The 17,279-nt window shown below is 35.3% G+C and carries 9 protein-coding genes and 4 tRNA genes; 3 read left to right on the top strand and 10 right to left on the bottom strand.

The genetic code is table 11. The features are described 5' to 3' along the window. Nucleotides 1-540: 540 nt before the first annotated feature. The 5 genes from ACQKCJ_RS10625 to ACQKCJ_RS10605 all read right to left on the bottom strand — a co-directional run bounded on the left by ACQKCJ_RS10625 (nt 541) and on the right by ACQKCJ_RS10605 (nt 9,732). On the bottom strand, nt 541-2,355 hold the full coding sequence (locus ACQKCJ_RS10625; RefSeq protein ID WP_271335735.1) for a glycoside hydrolase family 2 protein: 1,815 nt from the start codon (nt 2,353-2,355) through the stop codon (nt 541-543). A gap of 221 nt (nt 2,356-2,576) precedes the next feature. Further along, on the bottom strand, nt 2,577-3,614 hold the full coding sequence (locus ACQKCJ_RS10620) for a glycoside hydrolase family 43 protein (protein ID WP_271335734.1): 1,038 nt from the start codon (nt 3,612-3,614) through the stop codon (nt 2,577-2,579). A gap of 309 nt (nt 3,615-3,923) precedes the next feature. Further along, on the bottom strand, nt 3,924-5,099 hold the full coding sequence (locus ACQKCJ_RS10615; RefSeq protein WP_271335733.1) for a cellulase family glycosylhydrolase: 1,176 nt from the start codon (nt 5,097-5,099) through the stop codon (nt 3,924-3,926). A 79-nt stretch (nt 5,100-5,178) separates the two neighbouring features. Continuing rightward, nucleotides 5,179-6,705, bottom strand: a complete 1,527-nt coding sequence (locus tag ACQKCJ_RS10610) for a RagB/SusD family nutrient uptake outer membrane protein (protein WP_271335732.1) — start codon at nt 6,703-6,705, stop codon at nt 5,179-5,181. An 18-nt stretch (nt 6,706-6,723) separates the two neighbouring features. Next, on the bottom strand, nt 6,724-9,732 hold the full coding sequence (locus tag ACQKCJ_RS10605; protein WP_271335731.1) for a SusC/RagA family TonB-linked outer membrane protein: 3,009 nt from the start codon (nt 9,730-9,732) through the stop codon (nt 6,724-6,726). 389 nt (nt 9,733-10,121) lie between these two features. Between ACQKCJ_RS10605 and ACQKCJ_RS10600 the strand changes: the two genes are divergently transcribed. The 3 genes from ACQKCJ_RS10600 (at nt 10,122) to ACQKCJ_RS10590 (ending at nt 16,170) form a co-directional block, all read left to right on the top strand. Further along, nucleotides 10,122-14,072, top strand: coding sequence for a hybrid sensor histidine kinase/response regulator transcription factor (locus ACQKCJ_RS10600; RefSeq protein WP_427402003.1), 3,951 nt, complete (start codon nt 10,122-10,124; stop codon nt 14,070-14,072). Between the two features lie 24 nt (nt 14,073-14,096). Further along, complete coding sequence (locus tag ACQKCJ_RS10595; protein ID WP_271335729.1) at nt 14,097-14,969, top strand: AraC family transcriptional regulator; 873 nt, start codon at nt 14,097-14,099, stop codon at nt 14,967-14,969. A 79-nt stretch (nt 14,970-15,048) separates the two neighbouring features. After that, nucleotides 15,049-16,170, top strand: coding sequence for an FAD-dependent monooxygenase (locus ACQKCJ_RS10590; protein WP_271335728.1), 1,122 nt, complete (start codon nt 15,049-15,051; stop codon nt 16,168-16,170). Nucleotides 16,171-16,275: 105 nt separating this feature from the next. Here ACQKCJ_RS10590 and ACQKCJ_RS10585 read toward each other — a convergent pair whose 3' ends face one another. From ACQKCJ_RS10585 to ACQKCJ_RS10565, 5 genes are all read right to left on the bottom strand, one after another. Continuing rightward, on the bottom strand, nt 16,276-16,512 hold the full coding sequence (locus ACQKCJ_RS10585; RefSeq protein WP_271335777.1) for a GIY-YIG nuclease family protein: 237 nt from the start codon (nt 16,510-16,512) through the stop codon (nt 16,276-16,278). A gap of 63 nt (nt 16,513-16,575) precedes the next feature. Beyond that, a tRNA-Arg gene (locus ACQKCJ_RS10580) sits at nt 16,576-16,649 on the bottom strand. 69 nt (nt 16,650-16,718) lie between these two features. Then, nucleotides 16,719-16,792: transfer RNA gene (locus ACQKCJ_RS10575), tRNA-Arg, on the bottom strand. A 32-nt stretch (nt 16,793-16,824) separates the two neighbouring features. After that, a tRNA-Pro gene (locus tag ACQKCJ_RS10570) sits at nt 16,825-16,899 on the bottom strand. A 93-nt stretch (nt 16,900-16,992) separates the two neighbouring features. Then, nucleotides 16,993-17,079 (bottom strand) — tRNA-Ser (locus ACQKCJ_RS10565). Nucleotides 17,080-17,279 lie beyond the last annotated feature (200 nt).

Below are 17,279 nucleotides of genomic sequence, written 5' to 3'. Positions count from 1 at the left end.
AAAATTGGGTCAAATTGCTTCCTTTTATTAGAAGCTAATCCCGCTATCCGTTACAATCTTTTGTGGCGAACCCCTCCACAAAAGGATTTCCACTTCTATCGGGGCTAAGACAATGATTTTCATAACAATATTTCGGCATAGTTTGTCATCCTAATTTCTATAATAAAACCAAATCTTTTTGTTCTTTTCAACGGATTTAAATCCGTTGCTACAATATAACTCGTTCCTCCTAAAAGAGCCTTCGCTCAAATTATATTGTAGGGATGAATTTTAATCCATTCTTCTCAATCCGTAAACACAATCATTGTCATCTTGCGAACTTTGCATAAAACCTTTGCGCTCTTTGCGGTAAAAGTCATTTATATTGCTTTTTTAGAATAAAAATTAAACCTCGTACAGATAGAAATACGTAACTGACTTTTCTCTTTGACTCCCAAAATTGAAACTTCGGGCTATGCATTATTACTATGTTTAGAAACTTGTTTCTTTTTATCTTCTCTTTTCGATACAAAAAACTATGTTTCTATGTGCTTAAAAAAACTATTTATGGTTTAAAGCATCAATAACTTCTGTGTTCATTTTATTCACAGCTTTAAAATCCATTTTATCTACTTTTCTGTCGTAAGTCATGAAGCCGTTTACTTCGCCCTCAACATCCGTTGTTTGCGTGTAAACTGCTGCTGAGAATCCGCTTTTTACATAATTTTTTAGGATTTGGGCATATTTGATATACTCGGCTGTTACTTCACTTTCATTTTTAAATTTTACGTAACCCCAATTGTCATTTGCTCTCCATAAATGACCTTCAAGTGGCAAGCCAATTCCGCCGTACTCACCTAAAACAGTAACTCTTCTGGCATCATACAAATACATTTCAGGTCCCGGATAATTGTGTAAATCGAGAATATCTCCCGTTTGAAAATGATTTCCACCGCTTGATGAATTCGTTAATCTACTCGGATCATGTTGTTTTGTCCATTCTGTAATTTCTACAGTTTTAAATTGTCCCCACGCTTCGTTAAACGGAACCCAAACAACAATACTTGGATACGAATACAAATGATCCATAATTTCCCGCCATTCTTTTCTATAGATTTCTTCAGATTTTGGAGTACGCAGTAATTCAGTTCCTTCAAAATATTTTTTGTTTTGCCATAGCGGTTGTTCATCTCCGCTTGGCATATCCTGCCAAACTAAAATTCCCAATTGATCGCAGTGTGAGTACCAGCGTTCCGGTTCGACTTTTACGTGTTTACGAATCATATTAAAACCCAAATCTTTTGTTTTAATAATATCATATTTCAAAGCTTCATCTGTGGGTGCCGTATACAAACCATCTGGCCACCACCCTTGATCTAAAGGACCAAACTGAAAATAATCTTTGTTATTCAACTGCATTCTCATGATTCCGTTTTCATCTCTTTTTGATGCAATTTTTCGCATCGCAAAATAACTTTTCACTTCGTCAACCACTTTATTATTGCTGATTAAACGGATTTTTGTCTGATATAAAAATGGATTTTCAGGCGACCATAATTTCACATTATTCAAAACAATATCATTGCTTTCGCCAACAACAGCTTTTTCTTTGGCAATTTCTTTTCCTGCGTCAAAAACTGATATTTCGACTACGTCTCCGGTTGTTGCTCCCGCGACATCAGCTTTAATGCTTATCGTATTTTGATCAATATTTGGAGTTGTTTTTAGTGCCGTAATATTTTTTGTATTTACGGGTTCTATCCAAACCGTCTGCCAGATTCCGGTAACAGGCGTATACCAGATTCCTTCGGGATTTTTAACCTGTTTACCTCTTGGCTGCGGCCCATCATTTGACGGGTCCCAAACTTTTACAACCAGTTTTTGAGTTTTTCCTTTTTGGATAAATGGTGTAATATCAAATGAAAACGGTGTATAACCACCTGTATGTGAACCTACTTTGATATCGTTTATAAAAACTTCCGTTTTCCAGTCTACAGCGCCAAAATGTAAAAGGATATTTTTATTATTCCAGTTGGATTCAATCGAAAAATTGGTTTCATACCAAAGTTCATTTTTTGCCCCTACTTCTTTCATCACGCCAGACAAACTAGATTCTACCGCAAACGGAACCAGAATTTGTCCGTCATATTTTGATGGCGCGTTTTTTCCAAATTCCTGAATGGCGTAATTCCATAAACCATTCAAATTTTTCCATTGGCTGCGCTCCATAATCGGACGGGGATATTCTGGTAATGTTTTAGCAGGATCAACCTGTGCTGCCCATTTGGTTTTGATTTTATCGCCCTGAGGTTTCCATTGCGCATTTGCTGCAAACATCGAAAACAAGGCTAAAAAAACGATACTTTTTCTTTTCATGCTGTCTATTTATTTGGCATCTTTCATTAAATAATGCCGTGATATTTCATTTAAATCAAAATTGAATTACCAGACTTATATTCACACAAGTCTGGTAATTACTTAAACTAACTTCACTAACCATATTTTTCCTGAGTTTAGAACTCATTTTTTAAACCATATAAGCAATAAAAGTTCATATTAATTTAAGCTCATCTTATATTGTTTATATGGTTTATTTTTTACTTTTTTGTCAAACCAAATTTCTTCACCAAGCCGTCGTATTCTTTTTTTGAAATTGTAATCATACAACCATGACGTACTTTTTCGGGGAAACTGTATTTATCCCAATCGGAAAAAAAGGTGTAACCTGAGGCTTGAAACCAAGGTCCGTTGAGATTATCTGCGATAGATAATCCGTAGGAAACTCCGGGATATTGTTCGTAATACATGTACCATATTTTATCATCTGGTGAAGGAATCAACATTGGTGCTTCTCTAAAGTTGGGACTGATAGATTGCTGGGGCAAAGAATAAGGTCCTAATAGTGATTTTGATTTCGCAATACGGACGGTTTTTCCGGTTGTCCAATATAGAGTTGGATAGGTTTCATCTTTGATTACGGCGTAGTAGGAATCGCCAACTTTACGAATGAAAACATCAATGGTTCCCATATCCCAATCAAATAGACGTTTTGGTGTTCCTTCAAAAATTTTTAAATCTTTAGATAAAACATACAACGTTCGCTGACTTGCCCAATAACGTTCCGGATCTTCTTTTGTTCCGTCAAGATGTGGCGTGTGCCAGGTCATGATAAACTTTTCTGAGTCTTTGTCATAATATAATTTTGGTGCGCCAATTCGCTGTAAAGCATTCGAATAATCAGGTGTACTTTTTAAATCAGGCGTATAATCAGAGTGTTTTTTCCACGTAATTAAATCATCCGAAACCCAAATGTTGATGGTTTTTGCATCGTCGCCTGTATTTCCTGCGATGTAATATTTTCCGTCCGGACCTTTACAGATATCGGGATGTCCTTTATAATCTTCAAAAACTCTTTTTCCGCTGTTTAAGTTTTCCCAATGCAAACCATCAAGACTCACAGAATAATACAATCTACCATAATCGTTGTGTGTCATATGCGCAAAAAGATACGCTTCGTTTTTAGGTTTTTCATTTCCCTTTACTTGACCAGGCGGATCTGGCTGTTGCGCTTTCGCTGAAAATCCTACTAGAATTACTACCAGAAAAAAGAGCTGTTTTATTGTGTTTTTTTTCATGTTTTTAAAAGATTAAAATGTTTTTTTTGCCACGAATTCCACTAATTATTTTTTGCCACTTCGATAGTATCGGGATAAAAATGTTTTCTTTAACACATAGAGACATCGCTTTTCTTTGACTGAAAAAGGCGTTTCACTTATTAAAATACACATCGCTATTTGTGAAAGCGAGCTTTTTTGTACTCTTAAAAAGAAACAATAAATCTATGTTTCTTTGTGTTTAGTTTTTCATCACAGATTAGAATTAATCATTCTAATCTGCGCAATCTGTGGCAAAAAAATTATCAAATTGACACATTATCTAATTTTCTAATTCTTCTTATTCGCCTCAGCAGTCATTTTCTTAATCAAATCTGTTTCTGCTTTTATATAAGGTGTTCCATCGTTTTTAAGTACTTCGTGAAACCAAAGTTTTGGCTCTGAATCGTATTTTTTCGTCCAGCTGTCCCAAGCATATTTAGTTTGTGTTTTTCCGTCAACAAAACCCCAGTTGATCATGCCAACATTATACTTTTTTGCGATTGGTAAAAATCCCTCAAAAGTGCTTCCGTTTGGTCTTGCCATATATTCTGTACACAATAAAGGTTTTCCGTAACGCTGTAATTGTTTGATTACTTTTTCGAAATCCGCAGGTGTATTATAATTGTGAAAAGAAACAATATCAGATTGTTCGATCTGCATTTTGTGTATTGGTTTCATCTTTGTTTCATCGCTCCAATCACCAACCCAAACTCCGGAAGTTAATGGCTGAGAAGAATTGCTTTCTCTTGCCCAGACAAAAACATTTTTTAAAAGTGGTAGAATCAAATCGACTTTGTTTTTTATTTCGATTTTTTCGTAAGATGGTCCCGTCATATTATCCGGTTCGTTCCATACATCCCAACCTAAAACACGTTTATCATCTTTGAACTTACCAACAGTTTCTTTTACATATTTCTCTAAACGAGGATATTGTGCAGCATCCTGCAAAACTTTTTGCCCCGGACTTTGTACCCAGCCTGAATTGTGTATAAATGGTTTTGGCGCACGTTGTTTTCCTAAAGCTGGAAAAGGATCCCAACAGGAATCAAATAAAACAAATAATGTTTTAATATGATGTTTATCTGCTATTTCCAGAAACTTGTCCATGCGTTTATAAAGACCTTCCGCATCTTGCTTGTGCAATAAATCATGAAGATAAACGCGCATAACATTCATGCCGATAGCTTCTGCCCAACCCAGTTCCTGGTCGATTCTTATGGGATCAAATGTATCTTCCTGCCACATCTCTAACTGATTTATAGCTGTGCTAGGATAATAATTTGCGCCTACTAACCAAGGTTGTTCCGCATACCATTTATTGGCCTGATCTTTTGTCCAGATTTCTCTTTTTTCAACCGCAGTTGTTTCATTTTTATTTTCTTCGGTAGTATTCTTTTTATTGTTGCAACTAAGCAATACAAGTCCTGCCAACATAAATGTCAGACACAATTTTACTTTTTTCATTATAAATTTTGTTGTTTTATGAACGATCGTTCTTTTTATAAGGGAATCAGATTTGTTTGATCTGATTCCCTTTAAGCTATTAATATTCGTCGTGTTGTTTTAATTTCGGATTATTTTCAACCTCAACTTGCGGAATTGGTAATCTTTGATTTTTTCCTACTACAAAGTTTTTGAAATCAGGATCACGAAGTGCAATTTTATCGACAGAAGCCTGAGTGTTTAAATCTCCCCAACGTTTTAAATCTTCCCAGCGAACACTTTCTCCGGCCAATTCTAAAACTCGTTCTGTTTTTAATCTTTCTAAAAATTTATCGTGATCGTTTCCTATTTCAGGATGAGCCACCGCTAAAGCGTTCATGTTTACACGGGCTCTCACTAAGTCTACATATTGATAAGCATCTTGCGTATTTCCCAGTTCGTTCAAAACTTCGGCATAGCGCAATAAAATATCGGCGTAACGAACCAATCTGTAATTTACCTGACTGTAATAATCTTCGTTATTTCGGTAATAATCACGGCTTCCTTTTCTGAACCATGCTTCGTCATTGCCCCATTCCCAGTTTTTACCGTATACTTTGTCTCCAAAATCGGCTAGTAATTGAGGATAGTATAATGTATATCTCAATCTGGTATCAAGATTTCCGTCCTTATTTTTTTCTTGTTTAAAGGCATTTATCAACCAGAAACGAGCTTGTCCGTCAGACCATCCAATTCCTCTTGGTGCAAAAAACTGAGCACGGTTGCTTGAAACTGCAGCACTTTGACCCTCATCTGTTCCTCCGCTTTTTTGATCTCCAAACTGAATTTCAAATACAGATTCACTGTTGTTTTCTTTTAGATCCGTGAAGTTGTCTCTAAAATTTGAAGTTAAACTGTATTTTGCGCCTGCCCCGCTTATTAAATAATCTAAAGCGCCTTTTGCTTCACTCCATTTGTGCTGTTGCATGTATACTTTTGCTAAAAATGCTTTTGCTGCACCTTTATCAGGTCTTCCTGTTTGTTCTGCTGACCATGATGTAGGTAAATCTTCAAAAGCCTCATTTAGATCTTTTTCTACTTGTGCCCAAACTTCGGTTACATTTTTTTGTTCCGGTAAATCTGCTGGTGTAGACGGTGTTAAAACAAGCGGAATATTTTCCCAAAGTATTGCAGCATAATAATAATGTAATGCTCTAAAGAATTTTGCCTGTGCTATAATTCTCTTTTTATCGTCTTCATTCTGAAACGTAATGTTCGGCACATTTGCCAATACCTGATTGCATCTAAAAACGGCTTTATAAGTATCTCTCCAGGTTACTACCTGCCCTTCCCAGAAATTATAATTAATGTAATTAAATCTTGTCCAGTCAGCTAATTCTGTCCACGGGCTATTGCTAAATCCTTCATCAGAAGTCAGGTCTAAGCGAAAATACATCCATCTTGCCCATAATCCATCTTTATAAAACATGGCATAAATGGAGTTTACTCCTGCCTGTGCATCAGTTTCGGTCTTCCAATACTGATCTACGGTTACAGCATTTGGATTGTCCAGATCTAATTCGTTTTCACATGATGATGTGAAAAACAGACCTGAAAAAATTGCTATTAATACTATTATTTTTTTCATTACGCGATTTTTTTAAAATTAGAAGCTAAATTCAACACCAAATGAATACGTTTGTAAGTTTGGGAAAGCCCCGTTATCAACACCTCTCTGAAAAATATTAGAGTTACTAAACTCAGGATCTAAACCTTTGTATTTTGTAATTGTAATAACATTTTGTGCAGATATTGTTAATCTTGCTCTTGTAATTCCGGCACTTTTCAAGACGCTATCCGGAATGTTATAACCCAATCCGATGTATTTCAAACGGATAAAATCACCGTTTTCTAAGAATCTGTCTGTATCTCCCCTTGAGTTCAAAGTTGTTCCTTTTACAATTCTTGGAAAATCAGTATTTGGATTTTCCGGAGTCCAGGGCTGAATTCCTGTTCTGTAATTGCTATTGTCATCAAAACGATCCACAACACTCCTAAATCCGTTATAAACCGTTGCCCCGTGTGACGCAATCCAGTTCATAGAAAAATCAAAACCTTTGTATTCAGCTCCTGCATTTAAACCCATTTCAAATTCTGGCCAAGGACTTCCAACAATATCTTTGTCTTCGTTTGTAATTTGTCCGTCGCCGTTAACATCTTTAAAACGAATATCTCCAGGCTGCGCATTTGGCATAATTACTTTTCCATCCGCATTTTTGTAATTGGCAATTTCAGCTTGGTTTTGAAACAATCCGTCTGTTTGCAAAACGTACCACATTCCTACCGCGTTTCCGGCACGAGTAATCGTATTATCCTGAATATTTTGGTTTTGCCCGTTACCTAATGAAACCAGTTTATTATTTACTTTAGTAAAATTGATCGAAGCATTAAAAGAGAAATCATTGATTTTTTTGCTGTAAGCCAATTCCAGTTCAAGACCTTTATTTTCTACAGTTGCAGCATTAGAAATTGGATTTCCTCCGTCATTTCCGGTAGTTAATAAAATTGGGAAACCAAACAATACATCTTCGGTACGTGCCACAAAATAATCTGCTGTAAAGCGCAAATCGTTGTTCAAGACACCAAGATCTAAACCGAAATTTGATTGTTTTAATTTTTCCCAACGCAATTGTGCGTTTGATAATCTTACCTGAGTTGCAGCAGGATACAAACCTTGTCCGTTACCCAAAACTACAGTTCCAAAAGTATTAATGAAACTTTTATATTCGTAGTTTCCTATATTTCCTGAACCCAATTCTCCGTAACTCGCTCTTAGTTTTAAATCTTTAATAAATTCTGATTTAAAGAAAGATTCGTTATTGATTCTCCATCCTGCAGAAACAGATGGGAAATTCCCCCATTTATTATCGTCACTAAATCTTGAAGATCCGTCTCGTCTGATAACTGCATTAAGCAAATAACGATTATCATAATTGTATTCTAATCTTCCTAAATAAGATGTCAAAGCAGCTTCGTTTCTAAAACCTCCAACTTCCGGCGAATCTCCTAAATCCAGAACATCATAATATGATCCTGTACCTGAGTTTATCAAAAGATTTCTCTTTGTTCCGTAAATTTGGTTGTAATTGTCTTTTTGGAATGTTTGTCCCACCAAAACAGTGAAATCATGTTTACCAAATGCTTTTTTGAAAGTCAGTGTATTTTCATAAAGCAAGGTTTCTGATCTTCCTTTATTTTGGTTGATGAATGATTTTTCTACCGGTTGATTTAAAGTCCAGTTTCCTAATTTTCTCATGAAATTATAGCTATCAAAGCTGGTTTCATATCCAAAATTGAAACGGTATTTCAACCATGGCGTGAATTTAAGTTCAGACCAGATATTTCCTCTTATTCTAAAATTCTCATTGATAGTATTGGCAAAATCAGCAAGAGCCAAAGGGTTTGTACCAAAAGTATCTGCGACACCTTGTTTTCCGTAACCGTAACCACCAGGATTAGAAGCGTCGTAAACAGGAATTGTTGGTGTTAATCTATATACATCAATAATTGGGTTTCCTGACATTTCATCAGTTTTTGAATTACTAATAGCAATGTTTTCTCCAATACTAAAAATACCTTTTGAACCGCTTGAATTTACCCTGAATGAGATTCTGTCAAAATCAGTTCCTACTACAGTTCCTTTATTTCCAAAATAATTTCCCGACATAAAAAATGACGAGTTATCTCCTCCTCCGGAAACACTTACATTATAGTCATTGATCATTCCGTTCTGGAAAACCACATCCTGCCAGTCTGTATCGACTGCCATATTTAAGTTTTGTCTTGGCGCTCCGGCATTATCATACGCCTGATTATTGAATTTAGCGAACTCTTCTGTTCCCATCAAACTATATTTTGGCATTGTAGTAAAACTGCTTTTTGCTGAAGCTTCCACTTTAAGCGGACCTTTTTTACCTTTTTTGGTTGTAATAATAATTACACCATTTGCAGCTCTCGAACCATAAATTGCTGCTGCAGATGCATCTTTTAAAACCTGAATAGTCTCAATATCATTTGGGTTAAAATCTCTGTTTGCAGATGTAACCAATCCATCAATTACATATAATGGGTTAGTACTTTGAAGATTTTTTAAACCACGAATTTCGATATTCGCTTCCTGTCCCGGACGACCACCGCCACGCACTTTTACTCCAGTAACTAAACCCTGTAGTCCGTCTGCTACAGTTGTAATCTGACGTTTTTGAATTTCTTCGGCTTTTACTAGGGAAACTGCTCCTGTAAGGTCTTTTTTCTGTTGAGATCCATACCCTACAACCACAATTTCGTCCAGTTTCATTGCATCTTCTTCCAGAGAAGCGTCTACTGTCGTTCTATTGTTAATCGCAATTTCAATTGTTTTATATCCCTGCGAACTAAAAATCAGTGTTTGATTTGAAGCTGCTTCAATTTTATACCTTCCGTCGAAATCAGTAACTGCTCCGTTTTTGGTATTCTTGATGACAACATTTGCAAACGGAATTGGTTCTCCTGTTACTGAAGATACTTTTCCGCTTATGGTTATTTGCTGTTGCGCATACGTTTGTTGCACTAATAAACTAAAGAAAAACAAGAGGTAATATCTCTGCTTTAAAATTTGAGTGAACTTTGTTTTCATTGATTTTTCATTTTAGATAGTTTTCTTTTTTGGTTGGTTTTGTACTTAATTTGTAAAGTTTTAGCCATCTTTTATCCGAGCGGCGTACCATTGTAAATTGGCATCTGTTAATAATGTGTGCATTTTAATTCAAAAGTATTAATGACGTTATTTTTTAAAGTTAATTTTACTGATGTCTTATTTTTTAAGGTTAAAAACTATCAATATCATTTATTTAAAAAGTCAAAGTAGATGATTTTAATTCAAAATAAAATGATTCATTTGTGTCAATATCTCTCTCAAATGAGTCAAATTGTACAAAACAGACCAGAAAAACAACGACTTGCAACATTATGTCGAATATTGACACGATTTGAATAAGTTCTGGTTTTATCATAAAAAACACAACTATGCGTAAATTCTTTCTTATTGTATTTTTTTCGATTTTTTCAATAAATCTTATTCAGGCGCAAGAATATTATTTCAAACATTTTCAGGTCGAAGAAGGACTTTCAAACAACACCGTTTTGACTTCTTTACAGGACGAAGATGGTTTTATGTGGTTTGGAACTAAAGACGGTTTGAACCGATTTGATGGTTACCGATTTAAAACCTATCGAAGTAATGGCAACCCAATTCATAGTTTAGGAAGCAATTATATACAATCCCTGCATGAATATAAAGGTGTAATTTGGGTGGGTACAGACAAAGGTTTGTACCAATACAATAAAAAGACAGACCAGTTTACAGTTTTAAACGAAGCAATTAATGACAGGATCAACGATATCAACCACGACAAGAATGGAAATATTTGGTTTATCTCAGGAAATATTCTCTACAAATATTCTATGGTAAAAAAAGAAACCAAGACTTTCAACCCCAATAAGTACTTTATTGTGACTTCGATTTCACGCGATGCAAATGGAGAAATCTGGGCATCTTCCCTAAATAAAATCTACCGCTATTCTGAAGAAAATCTTTCGTTTGAAAACATTCCGATTACGCCTCCCGCAGGTTCTGCCAATTTTAGGATTACGGTTATTTATGCTTTAGACAAAAACAATATTGCGATTGGTACACAAGAAGATGGAGTTTTGGTTTATAATATTCCCGGAAAAACGACTTCAGGTCTGCAATTTTCGACCAAGAATCCGGTTTATGTCCGTCAATTTAAAAAGAAAGACAATGACGAACTCTGGATTGCCAGCGAATCAGGAGTTTATGTTTATAATCTAAAAACAAAAGTGAATGTAAATCTGAAAAAAAATTACAATGATCCGTATGCGATTTCAGACAATGCGGCTTATTCTATCACTATTGATAAGGAAAACGGGATTTGGATTGGAACTTATTTTGGCGGTATCAATTACCATCAAAAACAATACACACAATTCAAGAAATACTTCCCGCAGAAAGGGCAAAATTCTATTAGCGGAAGCGCCGTCAGGGAAATCCATAAAGATGATAAAGGCGATCTCTGGATTGGAACTGAAGATGCTGGCTTAAACCGATTTAATCCTAAAACCCAACAATTTACTTCGTATTTGCCCAACGGAAGCAAAAGCAACGTTTCATACTACAATATACATGCTTTGATGCCCAGAAAAGACAAAATTTGGGTGGGAACTTTTGAGCACGGATTAGATGTTTTAGATCGAAATTCAGGCGCCGTTATCAAACATTATAGTGCTAATAATCCGTCGTCAGGATTGAGAAGTAATTTTATTTTTTCATTTTATGAAACCAAAAAAGACGAATTGATCGTGATTACAACAATGGGACTTTATAAATATAACGATCAAAATGATACTTTTGAAACCTTAAAAAACTTTCCTGAAACGACACATTACACGAATTATAAAGAAGACAGCGACGGCAATTTGTGGGCAGGAAGTTATCGCGACGGTTTGTTTTATTATAATCCGAAAACTAAAAAGAAAGAGGTTTTTATTTATGATTACAAAAATCCGAATGGCATTAGTAATAATTCCATCAACTATATTTTTGAAGACAGCGCAAAAAACTTATGGTTTGCCACCGAAAACGGACTGGATTTATTGGATAAAAAAACAAGGACTTTTAAAAAATTCACCACAAAAAACGGATTCCCAAGCAATGTCGTATATTCAATTTTAGAAGATGATGCCAAAAATTTATGGCTGACGACTTCTAAAGGTTTGGTAAAATTTAGCCCGGACCATAAAAGCATTAAAATTTATACCACGGCAAATGGTTTATTGAGCGATCAGTTTAATTATGCATCGGCTTTTAAAGATGATAACGGCGATATGTATTTTGGAAACCTTAACGGAATGATTAGTTTCAACCCAAAGAATTTTACCAAAAACAAATACACGCCTTCGATTTTTATTACCAATTTGCAGATCAATAATAAAGATATTGATGCGAACGGAGATGATTCTCCTATAAAACAATCGATTTCTCATATTGATGAACTGGAACTTAACAGCAACCAATCGTCGTTTAATCTTGAATTTGCTTCCTTAAATTACACGGCTCCTGAACTTACAGAATATTGGTATAAACTCGAAAACGTTAATAATGACTGGGTTTATCTGGAACGCAACCACAAAGTTTTCTTTACAGAACTGGCACCTGGCGATTATGTTTTTAAAGTAAAATCATTGAATAGTTTTGGCGTTTGGAGTAAAGAAGTCGAATTAACAATAAGAATCCTTCCTCCGTTTTGGGCAAGTTCTTATGCTTACTTTTTTTATTTTCTCTTAATTTGCGGTTCGTTTTATTATATAATTCGGTATTCGCAAAATTTAACCCAGATTAAGAACAATCGCAAAATAAAACATCTTAACGACGAAAAAGAGAAAGAAATCTATCAGGCCAAAATTGATTTTTTTACCAATGTAGCGCACGAAATCAGAACGCCATTGACGTTGATAAAAGGACCTCTGGAAAAACTTTTAGTGATGGAACACCAATTGCCGGAAGTACCTCAGAATCTTTCTATAATGAAAAAAAATACCTCACGATTATTAAAATTAGTAAACGAATTATTAGATTTTAGAAAATCTGAAATTGGAGGTTTGAAACTTACTTTTGTCGAAGCAAATATTTCATCGATGGTGAGGAATTTTCATTTAAGATTCAGCCAATTGATTGAAGAAAGAGGCATTAAATTTGAACTGGAACTGGGCGATAAAGATATTTTTGCTTTTGTAGATAAAGAGGCTTTCAAAAAAATCCTGAGCAATTTGATGAGCAATGCCATTAAATATGCCAAAGACAAAGCCTCGATTACACTTTTCAGGGACGAAAAAAAACTGACTTTGATTGTGAAAAATGACGGGAATATAATTCCGTTTCATTTAAAAGATAAAATTTTCGAACCATTTTTCAGAGTGGATAATATGGATACGACTTCAGGAACGGGAATTGGGCTTTCGCTGGCGCATTCGCTAACGCAATTGCATCACGGAAACTTACAGGTAATTCCAGATTCAGAAGTTAATATTTTTGAACTTGTGGTTCCGCTGCGCCAGGAAGAAGAATTTATGTTTTATAATGAACCTGAAAAAGAAGAAATCGAAACTGAATCCGAAACTATTGCAATCGAAAACAAACACGAGAAACCACAGCTTTTGATTGTAGAAGACAATGAAGATTTACTGAATTTTATTGCTACAGAATTGTCTTCGGTTTACACTGTTTTAAAAGCTGATAATGGCGAAAATGCGCTGAAAATAATTCACAACGAAAACATTCAATTGGTGATAAGTGATGTTTCGATGCCTGTTATGGACGGAATTACGCTGTGTAAAGAAATCAAATCCAATCTGGAGACGAGTCATATTCCGGTTATTTTGCTTACGGCCAAAAACTCGCTAAAATCTCAAATTGATGGTCTTGGTGCTGGCGCAGATGCGTATATCGCAAAACCTTTCTCAATGGATTATTTAAAAGTTCAGGCTAATAATCTGATCGAAAATAGAAAACAGATTATGAATTATTATGCGAGTTCGCCACTTTCGCACATTAAAAGTATCGCACACAATAAAACCGATGAAAAGTTCCTTAAAAAACTGGATGACGAAATTCTAAAAAACATTACAGATCCCGATTTAAGTGTAGAATCACTCGCAGAAATCATGAATATGAGCCGTTCGACTTTGTATCGAAAAATCAAGGATATTTCGAATCTAAGCCCGAATGAACTGATCAATTTAGTTCGGTTAAAAAGAGCTGCAGAACTACTTTTGAACGAGAATTTTAAAATGTATGAAATCGCAGAAAAAGTGGGTTATAAATCTCAGACGAGTTTTGGAAGAAATTTTCAAAAGCATTTTTCTATGACACCATCTGAATATATTGCCATGAATAAATAACTTTGCAATCTCAATCAACAGCCAATGTCTAAGAAAAATAAAACTATTCCGGTAAATCGTATGACAGAAGATGTGCATACCGGTATTGCTATCGAAAGGTTTAATTTTAACGATTTGAGCATTGAAGAAAAAGCTGAATTTAAGGAAGAAAATCAGGCACATCGACACGATCGCCATTCTTTTTTTCTGCTTGAAGAAGGAACTGTTGCTATCGAAATTGATTTTCAAAAGTATACAATAGAACCCTTTTCTGTGATTTACATTCACCCCAATCAGGTGCATCATACCATAACCACAGAAAATGTAATCGTGAGCTGTTGGGCTATTGATAATGAAAACCTGAATCCTGAATATTTGAAATTGCTGGAAGAAATTACTCCCGTAAAACCGTTAGTTTTAGAGAAAGAAATATTCTCTGTTATCGCAGAAGCAGTATTACTTGGTATACAATTATCTGCACTTAAAAGCGATAAATTATATCATTCTATAATAAAAGACAGTTGTAATTCGCTCGTTGCATTAGTGATTTCGCAGTATTTGAAAAATGTTCCGTCAACAGATAAAATTTCAAGATTTGACGTTGTAACGAAAACGTTCCGGGAATTATTAGAAAAGAATTATACCACTCTAAAACGTCCTGCCGATTATAGTCCAAAACTGAATATTTCGACTCCTTATTTAAACGAATGTATCAAAAATGCAACTGGATTTTCGGTTTCACATCACATACAGGAACGGGTAATTTTAGAAGCAAAACGGTTGCTTTATCACTCTGATAAATCGGTAAAAGAAATTGCTTCGGTTTTAGGATACGATGATTATGCTTATTTTTCACGACTGTTTACGAAGGTTACAGGCATGTCTGCTTTAACTTTTAGAAACAAAAACCTCGATTAGTCCAATACTTACTTTGATTGGCTATTTTGCGACACTGATTTAGGATGTTCCTTTGCATTGAATATAAATCGTATACAAAATGGAAACATTAAAAAATAAAAAAGTACTTGTTTCAGGCGCAAGTTTTGCCGGACTTTCTACCGCTTACTGGATGAATAAATTTGGCTGCAAAGTAACTATTGTCGAAGTTGCAGATGACCTGAAAATGGGCGGAACTCCTGTTGATATATTGGGCAATACTGTTGATATTGCAAAACGTATGGGCATTTTTGAGCAGATAAAATCAAACAGGCTGAATCCGAGAATTATAGAATTTAAAAACGCTGATAATATCACCGAAGGTTTCATGGCGCATGATGACGACGAACAAATTGACGACGATGAATCTGAAATTGAACGTGATATACTGCTTAAAATTCTATACAACACGATAAAAAATGATGTCGAATTTGTTTTCAATGACAGTATTACAGCATTAAACGAAACAAATGAAGAGGTCAAGGTTACTTTTAAAAATAATCCTCAGAAAAAATTTGACTTCGTATTTGGTTGTGACGGAATTCATTCCGCCGTACGAAGACTGTGGTTTGGTCCTGAAACTGACTATGTGCACTTTTTACAGCAATATTTTTCGATTACTATCGTAGATAAACTTTTAATAAAAGAAGATAGTGCTCAATTGTATAATGTGCCCAACAAAGCTGTTATGCTGAATACTTACAACAATAAAACAGACATTATTCTTTGCTTTCGTTCCGAAAAAGAAATTCCTTATGATTATCGAAATGAGGACGAACAACGAAATATTATCCTCGAAAAATTCGCTGGAGAAAGCTGGAGAACATCGGAATTATTACAAGAAGTACAGAATTCTAAAACTTTTTATTTTGATAAATTTTGCCAGATAAAAATGCCATCCTGGACAAAAGGCCGAATTGCTCTTGTAGGCGATGCTGCTTATTGTGCATCTCCAGCAGCCGGAATGGGCGGATCGCTGGCAATAAATGGTGCGGCGTCTTTGGCAGATGCTTTTGAAAAACATGACGGAAATTTTGAAGAAGCTTTTAAAGAATATAATATAAGTTTTCGACCGTTTATCGAAGAGGTTCAGGCAAATGCTGTAAACTTTGGGTTAGAAATTCTTATTCCCAGAACCGAAGAAGCTATTCGTACCAGAAATGCTGAAGCAAAACAGCTTTAGTTATCTTAATATATAGACAAATTGTATTTCGTAAATTAAAAAGAATTTAGACAGTCCCAATTGAATCGGGATGCTCAATCCAGCTGAATTATGGCGACAGATTATTTATAAGTTTTTCAACTTTAATTTACTTTTCCATTTTTTCACTTCTAATTCTCTTTTATAAGCCAATGATTTGGTCACAAATTCTTCAAAATAAGCAACGATCGGATCCTTCGCTCTGCCAGTAAATCCAGAATGATTTGATAAATGTTTACGTAATCGTTCCTCTAAACTCTCAGATGTATGACCAATATAATATTGATTAAGTGAATTTGAATATAAGACATAGAAGTAATTCATCAATTTCGTTTTCTTAGCAAATGATACAAAACAAAAAAACCACTCGATTTGAGTGGTTTTTCGTGAACGCAGAAGGATTCGAACCTTCGACCGCCTGCTTAGAAGGCAGGTGCTCTATCCAGCTGAGCTATGCATCCAATTATTTTACTAAAACTATACCACGGTCATTAAAACAAAAAAGCCACTCAATTGAATGGCTTTTTATGTGAACGCAGAAGGATTCGAACCTTCGACCGCCTGCTTAGAAGGCAGGTGCTCTATCCAGCTGAGCTATGCGTCCATTTGTTTTAAAACTTTATGGCAAAGTTTTCGTCGGGGTGGCAGGATTCGAACCTGCGGCCTCCTGCTCCCAAAGCAGGCGCGATAACCGGGCTACGCTACACCCCGAACTTTTTAGTCAATAGATTTGTATCTGTGTTATTCCCAATCTAAATCGGGACACGATAACCGGACTACTCTAAACCCGAGACAAAAATTAAGCGGAGAGTAAGGGATTCGAACCCTTGGTACAGTTACCCATACGCTTGTTTAGCAAACAAGTCCTTTCGGCCACTCAGGCAACTCTCCAGCTCAAGGAAACATGTCCTGTTTTGCGGTGGCAAAGGTATGACAACATTAGATATCTCACAACTATTTCGGTGCTTTTTTTCATCTTTTTTTCATCTTTTTTTTAAAACACTTCACAATCAAACAAATAGAATTAACAAAAAATTTATATTAAATTTAAAATCCAATCGAATTGGATCAAAATTTGAATTTATTCAAAT

Origin of the sequence: Flavobacterium sp. NPDC079362, assembly GCF_050267765.1 — a bacterium.
GTDB lineage: Bacteria > Bacteroidota > Bacteroidia > Flavobacteriales > Flavobacteriaceae > Flavobacterium > Flavobacterium azizsancarii.
Note: the sequence above shows the minus strand (reverse complement) of the source record. Positions and strands in the feature narration are given on the sequence as shown.

What these genes read in the sequence shown, in the direction of transcription:
- ACQKCJ_RS10625 (WP_271335735.1), bottom strand. Translation starts at nt 2,355, where the DNA reads ATGAAAAGAAAAAGTATCGTTTTTTTAGCCTTGTTTTCGATGTTTGCA.
- ACQKCJ_RS10620 (WP_271335734.1), bottom strand. Translation starts at nt 3,614, where the DNA reads ATGAAAAAAAACACAATAAAACAGCTCTTTTTTCTGGTAGTAATTCTA.
- ACQKCJ_RS10615 (WP_271335733.1), bottom strand. Translation starts at nt 5,099, where the DNA reads ATGAAAAAAGTAAAATTGTGTCTGACATTTATGTTGGCAGGACTTGTA.
- ACQKCJ_RS10610 (WP_271335732.1), bottom strand. Translation starts at nt 6,705, where the DNA reads ATGAAAAAAATAATAGTATTAATAGCAATTTTTTCAGGTCTGTTTTTC.
- ACQKCJ_RS10605 (WP_271335731.1), bottom strand. Translation starts at nt 9,732, where the DNA reads ATGAAAACAAAGTTCACTCAAATTTTAAAGCAGAGATATTACCTCTTG.
- ACQKCJ_RS10600 (WP_427402003.1), top strand. Translation starts at nt 10,122, where the DNA reads ATGCGTAAATTCTTTCTTATTGTATTTTTTTCGATTTTTTCAATAAAT.
- ACQKCJ_RS10595 (WP_271335729.1), top strand. Translation starts at nt 14,097, where the DNA reads ATGTCTAAGAAAAATAAAACTATTCCGGTAAATCGTATGACAGAAGAT.
- ACQKCJ_RS10590 (WP_271335728.1), top strand. Translation starts at nt 15,049, where the DNA reads ATGGAAACATTAAAAAATAAAAAAGTACTTGTTTCAGGCGCAAGTTTT.
- ACQKCJ_RS10585 (WP_271335777.1), bottom strand. Translation starts at nt 16,512, where the DNA reads ATGAATTACTTCTATGTCTTATATTCAAATTCACTTAATCAATATTAT.